We start from the raw sequence: 21529 nt of genomic DNA, 5'->3' as shown, positions 1-21529 counted from the left end.
CACGAGACTTCGCATGACAGACACCATCGACCGACTGGCCGGCCTCGAGCAAGGCAGCCCCACATTCACCACCCGTCACGAGCGCGAAAAAGTCGCTCTGGCCACCCAGGCTTGCGAAGACCTGCTGCTGGGCAATCAGCTGGACAGCGCGCTGACCCAGGCCGAGCGCCTGGTGCTGGCCGCCGAGCAGGCCCGCGTCAGCGGCGTGAGCACGCTGGAAGCCGAATACCGCAGCCGCGCCAAGGCCCTGGGCCAAGCCATCACGCCCGAGCTGCGCGCCATCCTCGACCAGCCCGGCACCCAGACCGGCAATGCACGCCTGGACGCCATGCTGCACTTTGTGCGCACACTGGCCCTGAACCCGGCCCAGAGCGATCAGGCCGCGCTGCTGGCCATTCCGGCCACCGGTCTGTCGCTCAACGACACCGTGCTGCTGGCCCAGCTGATCGGCTTTGTGGCCTATCAGGCCCGCCTTCTGGCGGGTGTGAAGGCCATGGCCGAGCTGGGCGGAGTGACCGAAGCGCCTGCCGCCCTGCCTGTCGATGCCGCACCCTTTGTCCACCCCGCCAACCTGCCGCCGCCCGGCGAGCCGCTGCGCCGCAACGGCTTCACCAGCGAGACGCTGGACTGGAAGGCCTGGCTGCAGGTGCTGGACCCCGGCACCGCCACGCCCGAGCAGCAGCATGTACTGGAAGTCAGCCACCCCAAGGCCAAGAGCATGGACTTCTACCTGCTGCTGGCCCGCCAGCCCCAGGTGCTGCTGGAGCGCTCCCAGGCCTTCAACGCCATCATGTATGCGCCCGGCGGCCTTTCCCGCGCCGAGCGTGAAGTGGCAGCCACGGCCGTCTCTCGCTCCAACGGCTGCGTGTACTGCGCATCGGTGCACGCTCAGCGTTTCGAGCAGCTGGCCAAGCGCAACGATGTGATGGCCCAGCTGTTTGACGAGCCCGACACTGCCGGCACCAATGCCCGCGAGCGCGCCATCATCCAGGCTTCGCTGACACTGACGCGTGCGCCGGGCAGCTTTGGCCCGCAGCAGCTGCAGCCACTGCGTGATGCAGGTCTGTCCGATCTGGAAATTCTGGACATGCTGCACTCGGCCGCACTGTTCGGCTGGGCCAATCGCCTGATGCTGAATCTGGGCGTGGAAATTTACGCCACCCTCTGAGGCGCTTTGCCTAGACGGCCCAGCGCCTTCCCCCTCTCTCTACGCGCCGCGCGCTACGGGAGGGGGACGACAGCGTCGCTGCGCGGCGGCGCTTGCTTGCTGTCACTGGTTTTAGGCCGTGCCGTTTTTGGCACGGCTTTCTTTTTTGATAGCTGCTTACGCTGGTTAATTCATGACTTCAGAGTCAATTGAGTTTGAAAACCATTTGAATCAAGCGCTAGCAGCTATCAAATTTCAGGCTATTTGCCAGTAAACACCGTCAGCACGCCAGCCAGCTGATGCACATGCGCATCCATCAGCTGGGCCTCGGCCACCAGACCGATCAGGGGTACCGGCCCCAGCGCATGGCGCAGCAGCTTGAGCTCGGCATCGACGCCGCCAAACAGCTCGCTGCCCCGCCCCTTGCTGCTCACATAGATGGCACCGCGTACATGCTGCGGCACGGCCGCCTCGGCCATGGTTTCGGGACCGGCATCGGCAAAGTCGGGCTGCAGCGCATCCTTGAGGGCCGCGCCCATCTGCATCAGCTCATGGCGGGCCGCACTGCTCTGGCGCTGGCAGAAGATCACCGTGTGCTCGGCCTCCACGGGCGACGACAGCGCAATGCCCTGGCGCACCGGGTCCAGCCCCACGATATGCAGCACCTGGGCCTCGTCGGTAAGCGCGCCGCGCTCCAGACCCCGGCCCAGCGGTGCGATCGCCGCCTGGGTCTTGCGCAGCTGGGACAGCGCAGCCTGCCAGCCGCCGCCGGCGCTGGGGCTGGCTTCCACATCCAGCATCTGCAGCAGCCGGGGCAAGGCGGGCTCGCCTTCGAGCTCCAGCACCACCGGGCCCCTGGCCTCGGTAATCTCCAATCCCGCACCCAAGGGCGCACAACCCTGGGCCAGCCTGGAGATGCAGGCCACGTCGGCATCGAAGGCCACCCCCGAAAAGCCGGCATGAAAGATGCCGACGCTGGCCTGGGCACGCAAGCGGGGCAAGTCTTCGGCGCGGCAGGCAAACTGCATGCCCTGCTCGTTGCTGAGCGCCCCGAACAGGTTTCCCGAGCTGATGCGCTCGGACAGCTCCAGCAAAAGCTCTGCCAGATCGGGCTGGTCGATGCTGGAGTGCACCAGGGCCGAATGGGCTTCGAATCCGGCTTCGGCCCCGCTTTGCGCCAGCGGTGCCACACCGGAGTAGACGCGGTAATGGGCTGCCGGCAGATCCAGCAGCATCACCGCCAGCGAGGAGCTTTCGGAATACTCATGCTCCATGGCCAGCACGGCATGACCGGAGCTGCCCACCCAGTCGGTGACCTGGGGCAGCTCGCGCGCCAGCAGCGCCAGCAATTGCTGCGCATGGGGCACCAGTCCCTGGGCGATATAGATCAGACCCAGGCGGTGCGGTTGCAGCGACTGGCGCAGCAGTTGCTCGCGCAGTTGCAGCACGACTTGCTCTGCCGCAGCGCGCCAGTCTTCATGAGCGGCATGAGCGACGGGAAACAATGACATAAGCCCTCCTGTTCTTGCTGGGGCGTGGATGCCTTGCAAGCACGATTTTCCACCTTGGGCGCAACGGCTTGCTCAGGGCTTGCGCGAATTGGGAGAAGCTTTACCTACCGTCTTCCTGGCCGGTGGCTGCTTGGCCGCCGTTTTTTTGGCGGCTGCCGTCTTGCTGGCTGGCGCTTTGGACTGGCTGCTCTTGGCCGCAGCCTTGCGTGCAGGCTTGGGTTCGGCAGTCGCGGCACTCTTTGCCGCATTCTTTTCCGCAGGTTTCGCCGCAGCTGCAGTGCCAAAGCCGCCAGCCTGCGCCATCACCTTTTCCATGGTGGATTTGGCAAAGCCGCTGGCCATCTCGGTCGCGCGCTGGGCAGCGGCCAGGGTCTCGGGAGGAACGGGCTCGGCCATGGCCTTGGCGGCAATCTGCTGGAACTGCTGGGTCAGCGCGCCCCACCATTGCATGGCCTGGCTCAAGCCGGGCTGAGAAGGCGGTTCAGCCTGGGCCTGGGCCTTGGCATCCGCCTCGGTGGTTGCGGGTTCTGCCTCAGGCTCCGGCACTGGCTCCGCTGATGGCTCCGCGGCTGCCGTCCTGGCTGAGGCGCTGCCCATGGGCCAGCCGGTATTGCCAGTCGCAGCGGGCTCGGCCGGCGCAGCACCGGGGAAAGGAAAGGACTTGGCCAGCTCGCTCATGCTGACATTCATGTCCTTGAGCGTGGACAGTGTCATGCGCTGCACTTCCAGCGCCTGGATGGTGGCGGCCAGGGCGCGGCTGTTTTGCTCCAGCCAGAACTGCACGGCCTTGAGCTCGGCAATGCGCTTGTCCACCTCCTCCACGCTCACCGTGGGGGCCACCCATTGGGGCACGCGGCCCATGGGATTGGCCGCAGCGCCAGCGCTCTGCGCCAGCCCCTGCAAAAAGTCAAAGCCGGGAATGAACTTGCCGAAACCAAATGCCGATGCGTCACCGCTCATAGTGCTCTCCGCTGCAGGGATGGATACCAGAATCCGCATCCGGACAGGGCCGGACGCGGAACTAGCTTACTGCACTTGCGATGTTTGCTGCAAACAAGGGAGCAGGCTGCAGGCCTGGCTCATGGCCTCAATGCTGATGCCCGCCATGGCCCATGTGCTGATTCCCAGCTCCGGCAGCCGCTGGGGCCGTCGCGCGCACCGGCAACTGCAGGCTCAGGCGCGAGAGGGTGCCCTTGGCATCCTTGAACACCAGGGTCACGGGCACCTGGCTGTCCTTGACCAGCGGAGCCTTGAGCTGCTGCAGCATCAGGTGATAGCCGCCGGGCTTGAGATCCACCGCCACGCCCTGGGGCAGGTCCAGGGCCTCGATGGCGCGCATGCGCATCACATCGCCCTCCATCTTCATCTCGTGCACCTCGGCCACGGCAGCGGCCGTGGTTTCCACGCCCACGAGCTTGAGCGGCTCCTGGGCCGTCAGGCGCATAAAGGCCCCCGAGGCCTGCTGACCCGCCACGCTGGCGCGGGCCCAGGCGTTCTCGACCTTGACATGGGCCGCATCGGCATGGGCCCAGGCAGCCCCCGAAACCAGCAGCGAGGCGACCAGCGAACCCAGGGCCATCACGGTAAAACGACGCGTATTCATGAAACCATCTCCATTCAAATTCAGTCTGGACTTACGCCAACAAGGATGCATCAAGCATGCTCTCCTTGAAACCAAGCCCTTGCCTGAGCCTGATTTGCGCAAGTCGTGTCAATCTCAAATCGAACTGAAACGCTTGACCATCAAGCGCCTTCAGCTATGTTTTTCAAGGCGTCAAAGGGTGGCGCACGTACGGGCGGCAGGGTGGAGACAAAAGCTCTGTGTGCGACCTCGGCCCAGGGCCGGGCATCGACAGCGGCGCGGTGACTGCCCGGTTCTGACTGCTGCGCCGGCGGCGGTGCCAGCAGCGGCAGGCACAGCGCGCAATCCAGTCCATGCGGGGTGGCAGCATCGTCGCTGGCGGGGCTGGGCACCCAGTGGGTGCTGCCGCTGGCCGTGCACACCGCCTCCCAGCCGGCAGGCGGCGTGGCGCGCGCCCAGGGCGTGAGCATGCTGACCAGCAAAACGCAAAACCACGCACCCAGCGCCCAGCGCGCCATAAGGGCTGCCGGTTGGTGCCGAGGGGTGTGTGCGCGCCAATGCATGGGACGATTGTAGGAGCCGGACCGCTATCCGGTTGGCGACGCAGGGCTTGCACCACTTGCCTCTACGATGACTGACCACGGATACCTATTCACAACCACCGATCAGGAGACAAGCATGCTGACTTTGTGCGGATTTTCGGCCAGCAACTACTACAACAAGGTCAAGCTGGCCTTGATGGAAAAGCAGATTCCCTTCGCCGAGGAGCTGGCCTGGCTGGGCAGCACCAATCCCGAGGAATCGCCGCTTGGCAAGGTGCCGTATCTGCGCACCCAGCATGGTGCCATCAGTGAGTCCGACGCCATCATCGAATATGTGGAAGCGCTGTCCAGCAAGGTGCCGCTGCTGCCCGCTGACCCCTTTGCTGCCGCCAAGGTGCGTGAGCTTTGCGTCTATATGAACCTGCACCTGGAGCTGGTGGCGCGCAACCTCTATCCCCAGGCCTTCTTCGGCGGCAAGATCAGCGACTCCACGCGCGACAGGACCCTGGAGCAGCTGAAAAAGAACATTGCGGCCTTTGCCAAGCTGGCCCGCTTCGACACCCCGTTCATCGCGGGCGACAGCTTCACGCTGGCCGACTGCAGCGCCATCGTGCATCTGCCTCTGGTCAGCAGCGCCAGCAAGATCCTGGGCGGCAGCGATCTGCTGGCCGAGCTGCCGGTGCGCGACTATCTGGCGCGCATGAGCGAGCGCCCCACGGTGCAGAAGGTCAACGCCGATCGCAAGAGCAATACCGAAGAGCTGATGGCACGCATGCAGGCCAAGGCTGCGCGCTGATGCGGCAGGGCCTGGTCTGGCCTGGCCGGACCGGGCCCGCTGATGCTACGCTTGAGACCATCATGCAAAGCGCTTTTCATCTCGCCTATCACGTGACCGATCTCGACCAGGCCCGCCGTTTCTACGGCGGCGTGCTGGGCTGCCGCGAGGGTCGCAGCACCGACACCTGGGTCGATTTCGACTTCTTCGGCCACCAGATCTCCCTGCACCTGGGCCAACCCTTTGCCGTGAGCAATACCGGCAAGGTCGGCAACCACATGGTGCCCATGCCCCACCTGGGCGTGATCCTGCTCAAGCCCGACTGGCTGGCACTGGCCGAACGCCTCAAGGCAGCCGACACGGCTTTCATTCTGGAGCCGCAGGTGCGCTTCGAAGGCGAACCCGGCGAGCAGTGGACGATGTTCTTCACCGACCCTTGCGGCAACCCGATCGAGGTCAAGGGATTCGCCAACTGGGAAGCGGTTTACGAACACTGATCTCCCCCTGAGCCGCTTCGCGTCTTCTGCCGAAGAGGAACGACGATCTTGGCTGCGGGGCGGCCCTGACTGGCCGTCTCGCGCCTGGACTGCGCCAGTGTCACAAGCTCATCACTTCGCGCCCGGCCAGAGGGGCGACCTGTATCGCAAGACTCACGCAAAACAGGTTCAGGCAGGCCGTTGCTGCATTCTTGTTTGCGCAAGTCCCAAAAGCTTGAGAAAAATAAGCCTCGGGTGCCTACCTGTGTTGCGCCAGCAGCTATCAAAAAAGGACCTCACCCATAGGCTAGCAAGCACTCTCCATGAATCCCAGCAAACCGCTGCTGCGCTGCGTGGGACTGCCCATCGCCGACACCAGCAGGCCGGGCACTTCGGCCCACAGCGAAAACGCCTTGCGCGCCCGCGTGATGCCGGTATAGACCAGCTCGCGGCTGAGCACGTTACCGCCCTGCGCGGCCAGCACCAGCGCCGTGTGCTCGAACTCCGAGCCCTGGCTCTTGTGCACCGTCATGGCAAATGCGGTCTCCACATGGGCCAGGCGCGCCGTGCTGACATGGTGCAGATGCTCGCCCTGCATGAAGTACACACGCAGCCGCGCCGGGTCGGCAAAGCTGGGCAGGGCCATGCCGATGTCGCCGTTGAACACGCCCAGTTGCGCATCGTTGCGGGTGACCATCACCGGACGGCCCATATACCACTCGCCCTCCTTGCGTATGGCGCCCATGACCTGCAGGGCCTGCTCCACCGCGCGGTTCAGGCCCGCCACGCCCCAGTTGCCGTCGCGCACGGCGCAGAGCAGGCGGTAGCGGTCGAAGGCGGCCAGCACGGCCCTCACCCATTGCTGGTGCTCGGCCTCGCAGGCAAAGCCGCGCCCCTTGCCCTGTCCATGTTGCGCCAGCACCTCGGCATAGGCGGCATAGCTGGCCATGCCGCCACGGCCTTGCACGGCGCTGCGCACCACGGCCTCGACGTCACCGCCTTCGCGCGCCCAGAGTTCGGCATGCAGGCCAGCCTGGGTTTGCGTGCGCAGCAGCGCCATGGCAGCCGGTGCATCGCCGGCATTCACGGCCTGTGCAAGTTGACCAATCGGGCCGCCAAAGCGGCGGCTCTCGCGCAGCATGACGGTTTGCTGGGCCAGCGGCAAGGCCCGGGCCGGCACCAGGTACTTGGCTGGCAGGGGCTGGCCCGTCACGCGCTCGGCATAGGCCGCGGTGTCCGATGTGTAATTGCCCCGCTGCGCATCGCGGCACAGATCGCCGAGCACGGCACCGGCCTCCACCGAGGCGAGCTGATCCTTGTCGCCCAGCAGAATCAGGCGCGCCGTGGGCGGCAGGGCCTGCAGCAGCGCGGCCATCATCTCGAGGTGGATCATGGAGGCCTCGTCGACGATGAGCACGTCGACATCCAGCGGATTGCCCGCATGGTGGGCAAAGCGCCGCGTATCGGGCCTGGCGCCCAGCAGCGAATGCAGGGTGCGCGCCGCCCCCATGCGTTTGACCAGCGCTTCCAGATCCAGCTCACGGCCCACGGCCTCCTTCAACTCCAGCAGCGAGCTGTCGATGGACTGCTTGAGCCGCGCCGCCGCCTTGCCGGTTGGCGCAGCCAGCGCGACGCGCAGCTGGGCGGCATCCGGCGCCGTGGCAAACAGCAGCGCCAACAAGCGGGCGGCCGTATAGGTCTTGCCCGTGCCCGGCCCGCCGGTGATGACGGACATACGCCCGCGCAGCGCCAGCGCGCAAGCCAGTTTTTGCCAGTCCGGCGCCGTCGCGGCATCGGCCGAGGCTGTGAAAAGCCGCGCCAGCCAGTCGCGGACCCTGGGCTCGTCAAGCGCCACCGCATCGGCCGCCGTGCGCTGGGCGATATGGGCGGCGACACTGCGCTCGTAGTCCCAATAGCGGCGCAGATACAGCAAGGGTACAGCGCCGTCCAGCAGCACCAGCGGCTGGCCTCGGTCAGCCGCTACCGCTCCTGGCTGCACAACACGCACCACAGGGCTGCGACGCAGGGCCTGCAGCCAGTCAGCCAGCCGGCCGGGCAATTGCTCCCATAGCGATTGCTGCAGTCGCTCGGCCTCCTTGGGCCAGGCGAGAATCTGATTGGGATCGCCAGCCAGCGCCTGCAGGGGCAGGCAGCTGTGTCCGCGCCCCTCCATCTGCGCCAGCACGGCGGTAGCCACCAGCAGCGCGGGCCCGGCCTCGGCGTCCTGCGCGGCCACAAAAGCCGCCAGCGCGCTGTCCAGGCGGCGCAGCAGGCCGGTATCGGCCAGTCGCTCCAGCGCGGCCAGCCAGTCCGTGGTTTCCAGCGCCAGCGTGTCGCCACCGCCATCCACCGGGGTGGCAAACAGGTCCAGCGTCTGCAGATCGGCTTTGCGGCGGCCCTTCATGGCTGCTCCTCCTTCGATTCTTGCTCGCAGTCGCCAAGCAGCGACTCAAGCCCTTGCAACAGCTCCAGCGGCGGCTTCAGCACATGCATGCCGGCGGCCTCGCCATCGAGACCGCGCAGGAAGAAATAGAGCGCGCCGCCCAGTTGTTCCCGGGGGTCGTAGGCCGCACCCAGCCGGCTTTGCAGCAGACGGTGCAGAGCCAGCAGATACAGCGCCGCCTGCACGTCATAGCGGTGCTCGAGCATGGCCTGCTCCAGCGCCCCGGGGCCATAGGCCGCAGCGTCCTGGCCCAGATGATTGGTCTTGTAGTCCAGCACCCAGTAACGGCCGCCATGGTGAAACACCAGGTCGGCAAAGCCCATCAACATGCCGTGCAGCTCGCGCTCTGGCAGCGCCGGGCGCGGCTGACCGGGCAGGATATGCCGGCGGCACAGCGCATCGATGTGCGGTGCCGACAGGCGCCGCGCCGGCAGCCAGAACTCCATCTCGGGCAACAGCGCATCACCTTCGCCCAGCTGGGCCAGCGAGACACCGAGCGGCGCCAGCGGCTGGTGCACCACGGCGCGCAGCCACTGCAGCACATCGGCGGCCTGCTCCTTGCGGCCCGCGCGCTCGCAGCGGCGCAGCAGACGGGCCGCCAGGGGCTCACTGCTGTCGGGATCATCCTGAGCCTGCAGCGCAAAGTCCTCTGCGGCCAGCCATTCCAGTTGGTCGTGCAAGAAATTGCCCACCACCGGGCCGCGCATGAAGCGGTGCCAGACCGCCGCATCGCTGCGCGCACCAGCTGTCATGGGCAGGGCGGTCATGACTTCGTTGATGACACCCAGGTCCAGCATGGCTTCACCGGCCTCCTGGGCCTGCAGCGCACGCTCGTCCTCGGCGGGGCTTTGTGCCGCCACCGGCAGGACCGGCAGGCTGGGTGCGGCCATGGCGCGCGTCAGCGACGAAAAACTGCCAATGCCCCAGCGACGGTCGAACTGCGCCTCGTACACGGGCGCGGCGGCCAGGGCCGGCAAGGCCTGCGCGGCCACATAGCGCGAAGGCACCGGCAGTTCGGCCGGCAGATCCACCACGGCGATTTCCGAGCAACGCTCGCTCAGGGCCTGGATGCTGGCGCGCCAGCCCGCTGCTGACTGCGAAACAGCCCCGGCCAGCAGATAGCCTGCCGCCCCCTGCTCGTTCGCACAGTTTTTGCTGCTGCCGCGCTTCATGGGGCCCAGCCCCATCCACAGCGCATGGCGCGGACGGGTCAGCGCCACATAGAGCAGGCGCAGATCCTCGCGCAGGCGCTCCTTGTCGGCCTGCGCCAGCTGCGCATCGTCGTAGTCCAGCACCAGCTCGCGTGCGGGTGCGCCATCGATCTGCACGGGCAGCGAAAGATAGGCCGCCTTGCCATCCACAGGCCGGAAGCTGCCGCCAAACGGCAGGCAGACCAGGGGATACTCCAGCCCCTTGCTCTTGTGCACGGTGACGACCTTGACCAGATCGGCGTCCGATTCCAGCCGCACGATCTGAGCATCGCCGGCTGCGCCCGGACTCTCGATCTGGGTGGCCAGCCAGCGGATCAGCGCCTGCTCGCCCTCCAGCTGGGCGCTCGCGCCTTGCAGCAGCTCGGCCAGGTGCAGATAGTTGGTCAGACGGCGCTCGCCGCCCATGTCCTGCAGCCAGCGCGCCGGCAATTCAAAACGGTACAGCGTCTGGCGCAGCATGGCCAGCACGCCCAGGCGCAGCCAGAGACTGTGCAGTTCCTTGAGCAGCTCGCTGCGCGCATCGAAGGCCTCGTCATCGCTGGCCAGCCAGGCCAGCTCGTCAAACGACAGACCCATCATGGGCGTGGCCAGACCGGCGCGCACGGCCAATGCGTCCAGGGGGGCAGCCACGGCACGCAGCCACAGCAGCAGATCCTGTGCCTCGCTGCTGGCGAAGACCGAGTCCTGATCGGAGAGATAGACCGAGGCCACATTGCGCCGCGCCAGCGCGCGGCGCACGGCAGTGGCCTCCTTGCCCGTGCGCACCAGCACCGCGACATCGGCCGGGCGCAGGCGCTGCAGCGACTGACCACCCTCGGCAAAGCCCGTGGCACCGTCCATCAGCCACTCCACGATCTGGCTGGCGCAGAACTCCGCCCCACGGCGGCGAATGTCGTCATTGCTCAGCGGTTCATCACTGCTGCCATCCCAGGCAATAGTCAACGCTGCCATGCGCTGGCTGCCCTGCATCAGCCGCTGCTTGCGGCCATTGGGCTTGACGCTCTCGAACGGCAGCGGATTGCTCTGTCCGGCGCGGAACAGGAATGCCCCCTCGCCTTCGCGCACCTCGGCCTGCACAAACCACTGGTTGACCGCATCGACCAGCGCCTCGGTGGAGCGGAAGTTGGTGTCCAGCACATAGTGGCGACCCTCGGTCGCCTGCCTGGCCTGCAGATAGCTGTAGATATCCGCGCCGCGAAAGCCGTAGATGGACTGCTTGGGGTCGCCGATCAGAAGCAGTGCGCTGTCCGCGCTGTTGTCTGCCGTGCGGTAGATCTGGTCGAACAGCCGGTATTGCAGCGGCGAGGTGTCCTGGAATTCGTCAATCAGCGCCACCGGGTACTGGGCCAGGATGCCGGCGCGCAGTGCAGGGCCGTTATCGCCGGCCAGGGCCGTATCCAGCCGCTGCAGCATGTCGGCAAAGCCAAAAGTGCCGGCCTGGCGCTTGAGCCACAGCAGGCGCTGCTGGACATGGACTGCAGCATGCAGCCGCAGCGCCACCTTGATCGACGGCAGCTCGGTCAACGCTTTCAGCAATTGCTCCAGCTCGGAAAATTCAGTGGGCAGCAGCAAGTCCATGGTCGAGCCCTTGAAGGCCTCGGCCATACCCTCTGGGCACAGGCGCTTGCGGGCGGAGTCGCTGAGCTCCAGAGGCTGGTTCAGCGGGTCTTGCGCCCAAACGGTCAGCGCCGCAAACCAGCCTGTGTAGTAGCGAGCCTGCAGCTTTCGCTTGTCCCACAGCGCGGCGCGGCCGTCCAGTTCACCCTCGATCCAGCGCAACATGCGCTCAGCCTTGGCTTCCCAGCCATCGGCAAGCACTTGCAGTCGCTGCGCACGCTCTGCATTTGTCTGCACAATGCATTCGCCCAACGACCCAACACCTGCCACAGCGGGCACGTTTTCGCGCAGCAGCGATTGCATGTCTTTGACCAGCGCATGCACATCGGGCCAGACCTGCAGCGCCGTCTCCAGCACCTCGCCCGACAGCGGGTAGCACTGCTGGCGCCAGTAATCCTGGGCAGCTTCGGTCTGACGCTGGCTTTCATCGGCCTCCAGCGTTTCATCAAACAGGTTCCCGCTGTCGAAGGCATGCTCGCGCAGCATGCGCTGGCACCAGGCATCTATGGTGTGGATGGCGGCATCGTCCATGCACTGCGCAGCCATGTCCAGCCGCCAGGCAGCGGTGTCACGTTCCACTCCTTCGGCATAGGAGTCGCGCAGATCGCGCAGGAAGCTGTCGTGCGCCGCCGGTTCGGCCTCGCCGCGAAAGCACTGCACGGCCTCGATCAGGCGTGCGCGAATGCGGTCCGACAGCTCGCGCGTGGCGGCCCGCGTGAAGGTCATCACCAGAATATCGGGCGGCATCAATGCTCGGGCAAAGCCGCTCTCTGCGCCGTGGCCCAACACCAGCCGCAGATAGAGTGCAGCAATGGTCCAGGTCTTGCCTGTGCCCGCACTGGCTTCGATCAGGCGCGAACCCCAGAGCGGGAAATGCAGAGGCTGCAGCGCCTGGCTGCCGGGCTTCATCGGGTTGGCGGGCGCGCTCATGCCGGCTCTCCTGGTTGTTCGTCCTGGTCTGCACGCTGCATCAGGGGCAGGGCCTCGATCTGCACCTGCGCGGCCAGCCAGTCATGCAATGGGCCATAGACCTGTTTGGCCAGCGCATGAAAGCGCAGATCAGCCGTCAGCGCCTCCCAGTCTGGGTAGCAGCGCGCCCAGCTGGGGTCTTCGCATTCGCCGCCCAGCATGTAGCCGCCCTCGTAGGCCTGTGCGGCGGCGCTCAAATCGTCCAGGCCGGCTGCGATGGCGGCTTTGAGAGGCAGCGGCAAGGGCTCGTTCTGGCCCGCCAGCCACAGTTGCATCAAGGCTTGCAAGCGCTGCGTGGCAGCCTCCGGCTCCAGCGGCTGCACCCAGACCAGGGTGTCGCGTGCGATCACACCCATCAGCGTGTCGACGCCCGTGCTTGAAAGCGCCAGACTGCGCACATAAACGGGCAGCAGCTTGTAGGCCTGAAGTTCGCCCTTTTTGTTCAGCAGCGTGCGCGGCTCCAGCGCGAACCAGCAGCGGCTGTAGCCCGCATCCGAGGACGGCTCTTCGCGCTCCTGCAAGCCATCCATCCAGTCGTCCAGCGTGACTGCGCCGGAGTGCAGCAACAGCCGCTCGCGCGGCGCCGCATGGGGCCACAGCCGCATCTGCTCCTGCCAGGCCAGCAGCGACGGCGTGGCCTGCGCCTGCAAGACCTCGGCCTCGCGCCTGCCGAGACCTGCCAGCGGCAGCACGCCGGCACGCCCAAGACGCTGCACCTGGCGCTGCACCTGCAGGCCCACATCCAGCGCCGCATCATGCGCCAGCTGCGTGCGCACGCCTTGCTGCAGTTGCTGAATCAGGCCGTAGGCGGTCAGGCCATCGACGCTGAAAAGCTCATCGTCCTCCAGCAGCTCCTCGTCCTGCTCAAAGCGCACCTGCAGGCGGTTGCGCAAAAAACTGCGTGCAGGATGGCGCAGAAATTCCGTCAGTCGCGCCAATGTCAGCGGCACCTCGGGGTCGGGCTCGAAGGCGGCCACGACCGGCAGCGCCTGTGCTGCCCGCTCTTCATGCGCGCCATACCATTCGCGTGCGAAGGTCGACAGGTCCGAAGCCTGTTCGAAATAGCGGCGGCTGAAGGGCTGCAAGGGATGCTGACTGGTGCGCTGGGCCAGCAGCAGATCTCCGCGTTCGCTGGCGGAAAGACCTGCACTGCCTTCCCCCTGCCAGCCCTGGCGCAGATAGTCGCGCAGCTGAGAGACCAGTACCGAGGGCGGCTGTTCGCTGTTGTCGCGCACATGGCGGCCGGCCCAGCTGATGTAGAGCTTGCTGCGGGCCGACAGCAAGGCATCCAGCATCAGCTGACGGTCATCGTCGCGGCGCGCGCGATCACCAGGGCGCTGCTGGCCGGGCAGGGCCATCAGATCGAAGTCCACGCGCGTGGCGCGGCGCGGGTAGTCGCCATCGTTCATGCCTAGCAGACACACCACTTCGAAGGGGATGGCCCGCATCGGCATCAGCGTGCAAAAAGTCACACCGCCGGCTCGAAAACGCTGGTTGAGCGCGGGCTCGGACAGGGCCTGCAGCCAAGCCTCCTGCGCCACTTCCAGCGGAATCAGGGCGTCGAAGCCCGCTTGCTCGCAGGCGGCCTGCCAGCCGACCAAGGCCGTGTCGAGAGCGGCGCACAGGGCCTGGTCCTCATCGCCCTGCGCGACAAAGAAGTCGTCCATCAGACTGCGAAAACGCTGGGCCCAGACCTCGGGAGCCGCGGCCGTTGCAGCCGTTTGCCACCACTGCAGCATGCGCGCCAGCAAGCTGGCAAGACTGCCAGCCAGCTCGGCTGTCAGCCCGCCCACTTCGTCATAAGGCTCCATGCCGGCAAAGGTCTGCGCGGCATCATCACCGGCTTCCAGCGCCGGTCCGCTGGCATAGCCCAGCAGCATGCGGCGCAGGCCGAACCAGGCGCTGTTGGGATCACCGCAGGCTGCCAGACCCAGCTGGGCGCGCTGCGCATGGTTGAGCCCCCAGCGAATGCCTGCGCCGGCCATCCAGTGCGTGAGCTGGGGCAGATCGTCGGCCGCCAACCCCACCCGCGCCGCCACGGCGGGCACATCGAACAGATCGCACAACTCGCTCAGGCGGCAGCGCTGCTGAGGCAGCTTGAGCAGCCATTGCAGTGCCGTCACCAGCGGGCTGCTGGCGCGCGCGCCCACGTCGGCAATATCAAACGGAATATGGCGCGCATCGTGGCGGCCGTACTGGCCAAACACGGCGCGGATGGCGGGTGCAGCTTCTTCGATCGACGGCAGCATGACCACCACCTCGCGCGGCGCCGGCGCGGCGCGGCCCGCAGCGGCAGGCTCGGCCAGCCATTGCAGCAGCTTGTCGTGCAGCACTTCAAGCTCGCGCACCAGGCCATGGGCCTTGTGAAAAACGATGGACTGGTCTGCCGCTGCAACCTCGACCGCAGGGTACTCCGACATGGGCACCAGATCGCGAATGCGCTGCTGCACCTGGGCCAGCAGCGGTGCGTCGATCAGCTCGCTGGCGTCAGCCTCGTCATACACATCCACACGCGGCCAGCCCCATTGCACGGCGGTGTCGCCCGTGGTGTCGAAGGCATCGAGCTGGCGCACATAGTCGCGGCTCTGCCGGCCCCAGGCCGCCAGCAGCGGATGGGCATGGGCGTGCATGGCGGTCAAGGGAATCTGGGCCAGATCCTTGCCGCCCTTGTCGGCATGGCGGCGGCGCTGCTGGCGCAGCAACTCGCGCCCGTCAATCGCGTCGGCCCAGTGAAAGCGGCAGGGGTTAGGCACGGCAATCAGCACCTGGCTGTGCTGGGCAATGCCGCTCAGAAACTGCATCAGCGACAACGGCATCTGGCTCATGCCGAACACCACCACGCGGCGCGCCAGCGGCGTGACGGGCGGCTGACCGCTTTGCAGCGCGTCCAGAATCCGTGCCAGCAGGGCCGGGCGGGTGGCGGCACGCTCCTGCTCATCGAGCTCGGCCAGCACCTTGCGCCACAGCTGGGGCTGCCAGAGCTGCCCTTCGGGCACGGGCGCGTCGGGGCGGCCCGCCGTGCGCAGCACATCCTCGCCCTGCTCCCAGGCGGCCAGCCAGTCGGCGCGGTAGATCTGGTACTGGTCGAACAGGTCGGCCAGTTTTTCGGCCAGCTGCAGCAGGCGCTGTGGCTCGCCAGGGCGCAGAAAATTGGCAATGGGCGCAAATGCAGGCTCTTCCAGGCACTGCGGCAGCAAGCGCATCAGACGCCAGATCATGGGTGTCTTGTCCAGCGGCGATTCACGGGGCACTTCGTGTCTGCCCAGAATCTGCCGGTAGCTGCGCCAGACAAAGCGCGCTGGCAATTCGACCTGTGCTGCGGCGCACACGCCCTGCTGCTCGGCCATGCGCATCTTGAACCACTCGGCCATGCCGTTGCTTTGCACCAGCACGATCTCGGGCTCCAGCGCCTGCAAGGGATGCGCCGCCAGCCAGGCCAGCACGGTATCGGCCAGCGCCTCGGTCTGGTTGCCGTGGATGGCGATCAGGCCCGGCTGCCAGTTCGCTGCCGGTTGCGACGCCCTTGGTTGCTGATCTGCTGTCACACGCGCTCCTGTGCCTGTCTGTGCACGATGAAAGCTGCAAGCTTAACGGCAGCATGCAGGCGCTATCAAATGAAAAGCTGGTTGCGCATACCTACAAAGCGAACTGGAGCTGAAACACCTTGAAATCGAGCCAAAGCAAGCGCAAGCCGCTCTGCTTTTTGCAGCCCACGGCCCGTTGCAGACATTCAAGGCTGCAATGAGAAAAGCCCCAGATCATTGCTGATCTGGGGCTTCATGTTTGGTGGCCTGGGACGGAATCGAACCGCCGACACAAGGATTTTCAATCCTCTGCTCTACCGACTGAGCTACCGGGCCTTTGCTGTCCAGCAACTGGAATGTGCTGAAGCAGCGATTATAGGCATATTTTTCCGCATCCCGCCCCGCTTGGGCATTCCAGATCGCAGCACTCGCCAGTCTGCGAATGCCTCCGGACACGGATCAGATCCAGATGCAGAAAAGCCCTGAATCATTGCTGATCCAGGGCTTTGAATCTGGTGGCCTGGGACGGAATCGAACCGCCGACACAAGGATTTTCAATCCTCTGCTCTACCGACTGAGCTACCGGGCCTTTATCAACACTCTTGAGTGCCGAAGCCACGATTATAGGCACACTTTTCGACCCCAAATCGAAAACTGCGATTTTTTTGAAAATTATCCGCGGCGATTGCGTCCAAGGTCCACGCCCAGCTGACGCAGCTTTCGGTACAGATGGGTGCGCTCCAGGCCGGTCTTCTCGGCCACACGCGTCATGGAGCCGCCTTCGCGGGCCAGGTGGAATTCGAAATAGGCTTTTTCAAAGCCGTCTCGCGCCTCGCGCAGGGGGCGGTCGAGATCGAAGCCCTGGTGCGAATTGGGCAGATTGTCTTCCGCCGCCTGCGCCGTGATGCTGACCACGGCCGATGGCGCCGTGCCGCTGCTGGCATGCGATGCGGTTTCCGAGCCCTGGCTGGCCGTGCTGCGCGCCAGCCCCTGCTCCACTGCCTTGAGCAGCTTCTGCATGGTGATGGGCTTTTCGAGGAATGACAGCGCGCCGATGCGCGTTGCCTCGACGGCCGTCTCGATGGTCGCATGACCGCTCATCATGATGACGGGCATGGTGAGCTGGCCGGCCGTGGCCCATTCCTTGAGCAAGGTGACGCCGTCGGTGTCCGGCATCCAGATGTCCAGCAGCACCAGATCGTAGTTGTTGGTAGCCCTGGATACGCGTGCCTGCGTGGCGTTCTCTGCCACGTCCACACTATGACCTTCGTCGTTGAGGATTTCCGACAACAAATCCCGGATCCCCAGTTCGTCGTCGACCACTAGTATGTTTGCCATGTGTCTAAAGCCTGTTGCTATGCCTTGTGCTGAACGGGATCAAGCCGTCCCTGCACGGTCGTTAGGTACAAATGATAGCGACACTCGCGCGCCTTGAACTACCCCGTCTTCCTCTCGATTACCCAGGTCCACTCTTGCGCCATGCTCGTCGGCTATTTTTTTGACCACCGCAAGGCCCAGACCGGTGCCGCGGGACTTGGTGGTCACATAGGGCTCGAAAGCTCTTTGCAGAATATTGGGAGCAAAACCTGTGCCACTGTCGCTGATGCTCAGGCGCACACGCTGGGCCGTGTCCATCCAGCGGGTTTCGATGGTGACGGAGCCCGGAGTCTGCCCTGTTTCCTGCGCTCTTTGCGCCGTGGAATCTTGCGCATTTTGCAAAAGATTGTGGATGACCTGGCGCAATTGCTGGCTATCGCCCTGAATGGGCGGGCAGGCTTCATCCAGGGAGGCCTCCACGCGCACCGTCGCATTCTCCTCGCCATAGAGCTGCAGCACCTCGGCGACCAGAGCATTCAGATCCAGCGGCTGCAGATTGGCCGCCGGCAAGCGTGCGTACTCGCGGAACTCATCGACCAGGCGTTTCATCGCAGCCACCTGATCGACAATGGTCTTCACCGACTTGGCCAGCAGCGCCTGTTCGGTAGGCTGCAGCTTGTCGGTCAGCTTCATGGCCAAGCGCTCGGCAGACAGCTGAATCGGCGTCAGCGGATTCTTGATTTCATGCGCAACGCGGCGCGCCACCTCGCCCCAGGCCTGTGCACGCTGCGCCGAGACGATCTCCGAAATATCATCGAACACCAGCAGGCGCTGGTCGTCGGGCAGCTCCGCACCACGCATGACCAGGCTGGTGGTGTTGTGCACCACATCGCCGTTGCCATTGCCAGCGTCCAGCTCATAGACCTGCTGCCAGCGGTCCCGCCCCTGCTGGGCCGAAGCATCACCCAGGAAGATCTCGAACTGCTCCTGCACCACACGGGCAAAGTCCTGCAGGCCCGAGACATCGCGCAGTCGCTTGCCCTGGAATACCGCCATGGGCGCACGCAGAATGCGTGTCGCGCCGGGGTTGCTGAGCACGATGCGGCCGGCGCGATCGAGCACGATGACGCCCGATGTGAGGTTGTCCAGAATGGTCTGCAGATTGCTGCGTGCTGCATCGAGCTGCAGCAGATTGCGGTTGGCATCGGAGCGCGCATCGGCCAGTTGCTGGGTCATGACGGCAAAGGAGCGCGTCAGCCCGCCGATCTCGTCCTTGCTCTGCAGCGCGGGCTTGGGGCGCAGATCGCCACGCGCCACATCACGCATGCCCTGGGCCAGCAGCAGCAGCGGCTTGGCCAGTTGGTTGCCCAGCACCACGGCCAGCACCACGGCGCCAAACACGGCCAGAAACAGCGCCAGCGTCAATGTGCCGATATACATGCGCTGCAGCCCGCCACGAGCAAGCGCTCGCTCCTGGTACTCGCGATTGGCCTCCTGCACGGCCAGGGCATTGATGACCAGGGCCTGAGGCAAGGGAATCGTGGCCTGCAGATAACGCGCTTCTTCGAGCAGATTCACGGCCGAGCTGGGTACCAGCGCCAGCGTGCGCACCTTGGCATTGGCGGCGGCCTGCTCGGAAGGCACATCGCCGGCGTCATCCAGACCTTCGATGCTGGACACGGCGCGCTGGCCGCCCTGCTCCTTCAGGCTGCGCAGCAACTGGGTGTTGGGCCGCTCTGGTGCGAGGCTGAACAGAGACTGTCCGGCGCTGGCGATGGCCTTGCCCGAGGCATTCCAGAGCACCACATCGGTGGCGCCGATCTGATCGCGGATGCGCTCCAGCATCAGCGCGGCCCCGGCATCCGAGGTCTGGGACAGCTGCAGGCCTGCGGTGCGCGTGTTGTTGGCCATGTCGTTGGCCACCGTATCCAGCGTGGCGCTGGCCAGGCTCACGCCGGCGGACAGCGCTCCTTCGACCTTGACGTCGAACCAGCTCTCGATGGAGCGTGAAACGAACTGGTAGGACACCACATAGATCAGCAAGCCCGGCAGCAGGCCCACCAGGGTGAAGATGCCGGCCAGCTTGAGCAGCAGCTTGCTGCCGAAACGCCCGCGCCTGAGCCTCAGCGCCAGGCGCACCCCGCCCCAGAACAGTACCATCAGCAGCAATCCGGCCACCACCACATTGGCGGCAAACAGCCAGTTGTAGTTGCGCTCGTAGGCCAGCCGATTGTTGGTGGCCAAGGTCAGCAGGAACAGCAGCAGCACCCCCACCACCACCATCAGCACCACGCCCGTGCCGACGGCCCAGCGCGTGGCGCGCGACCAGCGTGCGGCAGAGGTGCCGCCAGCTTCTCCGTCCGGGAGCTTGATGTCTGCCATCAGGGAGCCGCCTCCAGGGTCTGCGTGCGCGACATCTGCAGATTCCAGCCCGAGCGCCCCAGCGCACCGATCTGCAAAGGCCTGGGCAGGGACGACAGATCTACGCGAAAGCGCAGCTGCACCGAAACGCCCGAGGTGGAGCCGAGCTGGGCGGGCTCCAGAATCTTCCAGCGGTAGATGCGCTGAATGGCGGCGATGGCATCCTCAAGCTGCTCGTAGGTCTGGCCCAGCGCCAGCCCGGTGCCGCTGCCGCCGGTGAAGGCGGAGTTGGAGATATGCAGACGCCAGCGCTTGGTGAGCGGCTGGTGCGTGATGCGGTAGTAACGGGTGGCAATACCCAATTGCTGATCGGACCAATACCAGCGCTCGCGCTGTACCTGGGCTTCGGCAATGAAATACATGGGAATGCCCTGGCGCAGGGCGTCTTCCACCTGACCGGGAAGCTCGAACTGCAGATTGGCCGAGAGAAACACGCCTTCCTCGGTGCGCGTGAGCTGCATGGAGCTGATGTCCGGCGGCACGGTATCGGCTCGGGCCAGCACGAATACCAGGGATAGCGCCAGCACCAGCGAAGCTGCACGGGCCGCACCCCGCAAGGCCCCCGCTACAGCGTTAGCGCAATTTTTCCAGCAGAGCGTAAAAAAAGCCGTCGTGGTCACCCAGGGGATTGTCGGACACGGAATCGTGTTTGGCTGCTTTGCCGGGAATTAAATGGCCTGCAGCAGGCAAGCTGGCCGCCGTAGTGTTGCGTGCAAGAAACGCTTGGATCTGGGCATCGCCCTCGGCCTTGAAGACCGAGCAGGTGCAATAGACCATGCGCCCGCCGGGCTGCAGCAGCGGCCACAAGGTGTCCAGCAGCCTGGACTGTATGCCTGCCAGCTGGGCCACATCGCTTTCACGGCGCAGCCAGCGCACATCGGGCTGGCGACGCACAATGCCCGATGCCGTGCAGGGCGCATCGAGCAAGATGGCGTCGAAGGGCTGGGCAGCACATTGCGATTCGAACCAGTCCTTTGGAGCGGACGCATCGGCCACCAGCACCTTGGCCTTCAAACCCAGGCGCGACAGGGTTTCATCGATGCGGCGAGCCCGCTCGGGGTCGATCTCCAGGGCCGTGACTTCGATGCTGCCGGGCGCGGCATGTTCGAGCAGATGGGCAGTCTTGCCACCGGGCGCGGCACAGGCATCCAGCACGCGCAGCGGGCGCCCCTGGGGCTGGGACAAGCCGGCCAGCAGCAGCGGGGCAGCGGCCTGCGCCGCAGCGTCCTGCACCGAGGCCCAGCCCTCTTCAAAATGCGGCAGCTCCTGCACGGGTACAGCGCGCTCCAGTTGCAGGCCGCACTCGGCGACGGCCGTCGCCTTCAGGTTCATCGCCTGCAGCGCATCCTGATACCGGGCTGCAGTGCTTTTCTGTGCATTCACGCGCAGCGTCATGGGCGGCTGGGCATTGTTGGCCGCCAAAATGGCCTGCCAATCCTGGGGATGGTCTTTCTTGAGCCGTGCAATCCACCAGGCGGGGTGATTCCAGACGGCCACGGGATCGTTGTCGGTGGCGCTCACCAGCGCATCGCGTTCGCGCAGAAAGCGGCGCAGGCAGGCATTGATGAAGCCGGACTGCGCGCGTGCCGCGCCATTCTTGGCAGCTTCCACGGCCTGATTGACCAGGGTGAAGGGCGGGTAAGGCGCTTGCGCCTCATCCCAGGCCAGCGCCAGCGCCGTGCTCAGCAGGGCGCTGACCTTGGGCGCGGGAGCCCGCGACACCAGCTGCCTTTGCAGCGCCTGGGCACGCCCCAGATTGCGCAGCACCTGGAACAGCAAGGCCTGCACTCCCGGACGCAAGCGCTGCGGCACCTGTGCCAGCACAGCCTTGCTGGACTGGCCACCCAGGATACCGTGCAAGGCCTTGGCCACTGCATCCAGCTGTTGCCACAGGGCAGGAGCGTTGGGCACAGCAGCACCAGCCGCGGCGTTCTTGGGTTGGGAAGGCTTGGAAGTCATGAAGAGCAGACCTGAAAAACTTGGAAAACTGACGC

At 65.6% G+C, this 21529-nt stretch carries 14 protein-coding genes and 2 tRNA genes; 3 read left to right on the top strand and 13 right to left on the bottom strand.

Features of this window, described 5'->3' with window-relative positions:
- Window positions 1–13 precede the first annotated feature (13 nt).
- Complete coding sequence (locus tag DJFAAGMI_RS24110; RefSeq protein WP_211459798.1) at window positions 14–1168, top strand: CMD domain-containing protein; 1155 nt, start codon at window positions 14–16, stop codon at window positions 1166–1168.
- A gap of 239 nt (window positions 1169–1407) precedes the next feature.
- Here the strand turns inward: DJFAAGMI_RS24110 and DJFAAGMI_RS24105 are convergent, their stop codons facing one another.
- The 4 genes from DJFAAGMI_RS24105 to DJFAAGMI_RS24090 all read right to left on the bottom strand — a co-directional run bounded on the left by DJFAAGMI_RS24105 (window position 1408) and on the right by DJFAAGMI_RS24090 (window position 4758).
- Entirely contained in the window at window positions 1408–2658 is a 1251-nt protein-coding gene (locus DJFAAGMI_RS24105; protein WP_211459796.1) for an FIST signal transduction protein, read from the bottom strand.
- Between the two features lie 72 nt (window positions 2659–2730).
- Window positions 2731–3618, bottom strand: coding sequence for a PhaM family polyhydroxyalkanoate granule multifunctional regulatory protein (locus DJFAAGMI_RS24100; RefSeq protein WP_211459791.1), 888 nt, complete (start codon window positions 3616–3618; stop codon window positions 2731–2733).
- A gap of 127 nt (window positions 3619–3745) precedes the next feature.
- Window positions 3746–4261 carry a copper chaperone PCu(A)C gene (locus tag DJFAAGMI_RS24095; protein WP_211459789.1) on the bottom strand — a complete coding sequence of 172 codons (516 nt, stop codon included), beginning with the start codon at window positions 4259–4261 and terminating at the stop codon, window positions 3746–3748.
- Window positions 4262–4401: 140 nt separating this feature from the next.
- Window positions 4402–4758, bottom strand: a complete 357-nt coding sequence (locus tag DJFAAGMI_RS24090) for a hypothetical protein (protein WP_211459787.1) — start codon at window positions 4756–4758, stop codon at window positions 4402–4404.
- Between the two features lie 160 nt (window positions 4759–4918).
- On the opposite strand from DJFAAGMI_RS24090, the gene DJFAAGMI_RS24085 reads away from it, so the two are divergent.
- Both DJFAAGMI_RS24085 and DJFAAGMI_RS24080 read left to right on the top strand, forming a co-directional pair.
- Entirely contained in the window at window positions 4919–5578 is a 660-nt protein-coding gene (locus tag DJFAAGMI_RS24085) for a glutathione S-transferase (protein ID WP_211459785.1), read from the top strand.
- Between the two features lie 62 nt (window positions 5579–5640).
- Complete coding sequence (locus DJFAAGMI_RS24080; protein ID WP_211459783.1) at window positions 5641–6054, top strand: VOC family protein; 414 nt, start codon at window positions 5641–5643, stop codon at window positions 6052–6054.
- 286 nt (window positions 6055–6340) lie between these two features.
- On the opposite strand, the gene recD is transcribed toward DJFAAGMI_RS24080, so the two are convergent.
- The 9 genes from recD to rsmB form a co-directional block, all read right to left on the bottom strand.
- A complete protein-coding gene (recD, locus tag DJFAAGMI_RS24075) occupies window positions 6341–8437 on the bottom strand; it encodes an exodeoxyribonuclease V subunit alpha (RefSeq protein ID WP_211459781.1) in 2097 nt (698 codons plus the stop codon).
- Window positions 8434–12234: an exodeoxyribonuclease V subunit beta gene (gene recB, locus DJFAAGMI_RS24070; protein ID WP_211459779.1), complete on the bottom strand. Its 3801-nt coding sequence runs from the start codon at window positions 12232–12234 to the stop codon at window positions 8434–8436. Before recB ends, recD begins: the two co-directional genes overlap by 4 nt.
- Window positions 12231–15818, bottom strand: coding sequence for an exodeoxyribonuclease V subunit gamma (gene recC / locus DJFAAGMI_RS24065; protein WP_211459777.1), 3588 nt, complete (start codon window positions 15816–15818; stop codon window positions 12231–12233). Before recC ends, recB begins: the two co-directional genes overlap by 4 nt.
- A 239-nt stretch (window positions 15819–16057) precedes the next feature.
- Window positions 16058–16133 (bottom strand) — tRNA-Phe (locus DJFAAGMI_RS24060).
- A 177-nt stretch (window positions 16134–16310) separates the two neighbouring features.
- Window positions 16311–16386, bottom strand: a tRNA-Phe gene (locus DJFAAGMI_RS24055).
- An 83-nt stretch (window positions 16387–16469) separates the two neighbouring features.
- A complete protein-coding gene (locus DJFAAGMI_RS24050; protein WP_043006666.1) occupies window positions 16470–17135 on the bottom strand; it encodes a response regulator in 666 nt (221 codons plus the stop codon).
- A 39-nt stretch (window positions 17136–17174) separates the two neighbouring features.
- Window positions 17175–19496 (bottom strand): sensor histidine kinase, encoded by a 2322-nt coding sequence (locus DJFAAGMI_RS24045; RefSeq protein WP_211459775.1) that lies wholly within the window; start codon window positions 19494–19496, stop codon window positions 17175–17177.
- Window positions 19496–20065 (bottom strand): DUF4390 domain-containing protein, encoded by a 570-nt coding sequence (locus DJFAAGMI_RS24040; RefSeq protein ID WP_043006668.1) that lies wholly within the window; start codon window positions 20063–20065, stop codon window positions 19496–19498. Before DJFAAGMI_RS24040 ends, DJFAAGMI_RS24045 begins: the two co-directional genes overlap by 1 nt.
- A 43-nt stretch (window positions 20066–20108) precedes the next feature.
- A complete protein-coding gene (gene rsmB, locus DJFAAGMI_RS24035) occupies window positions 20109–21494 on the bottom strand; it encodes a 16S rRNA (cytosine(967)-C(5))-methyltransferase RsmB (RefSeq protein WP_211459773.1) in 1386 nt (461 codons plus the stop codon).
- Between the last annotated feature and the right edge of the window lie 35 nt (window positions 21495–21529).

The organism is Comamonas brasiliensis (genome assembly GCF_018292285.1).
Classification (GTDB): Bacteria; Pseudomonadota; Gammaproteobacteria; order Burkholderiales; family Burkholderiaceae_C; genus Comamonas; species Comamonas brasiliensis.
Note: the sequence above shows the minus strand (reverse complement) of the source record. Positions and strands in the feature narration are given on the sequence as shown.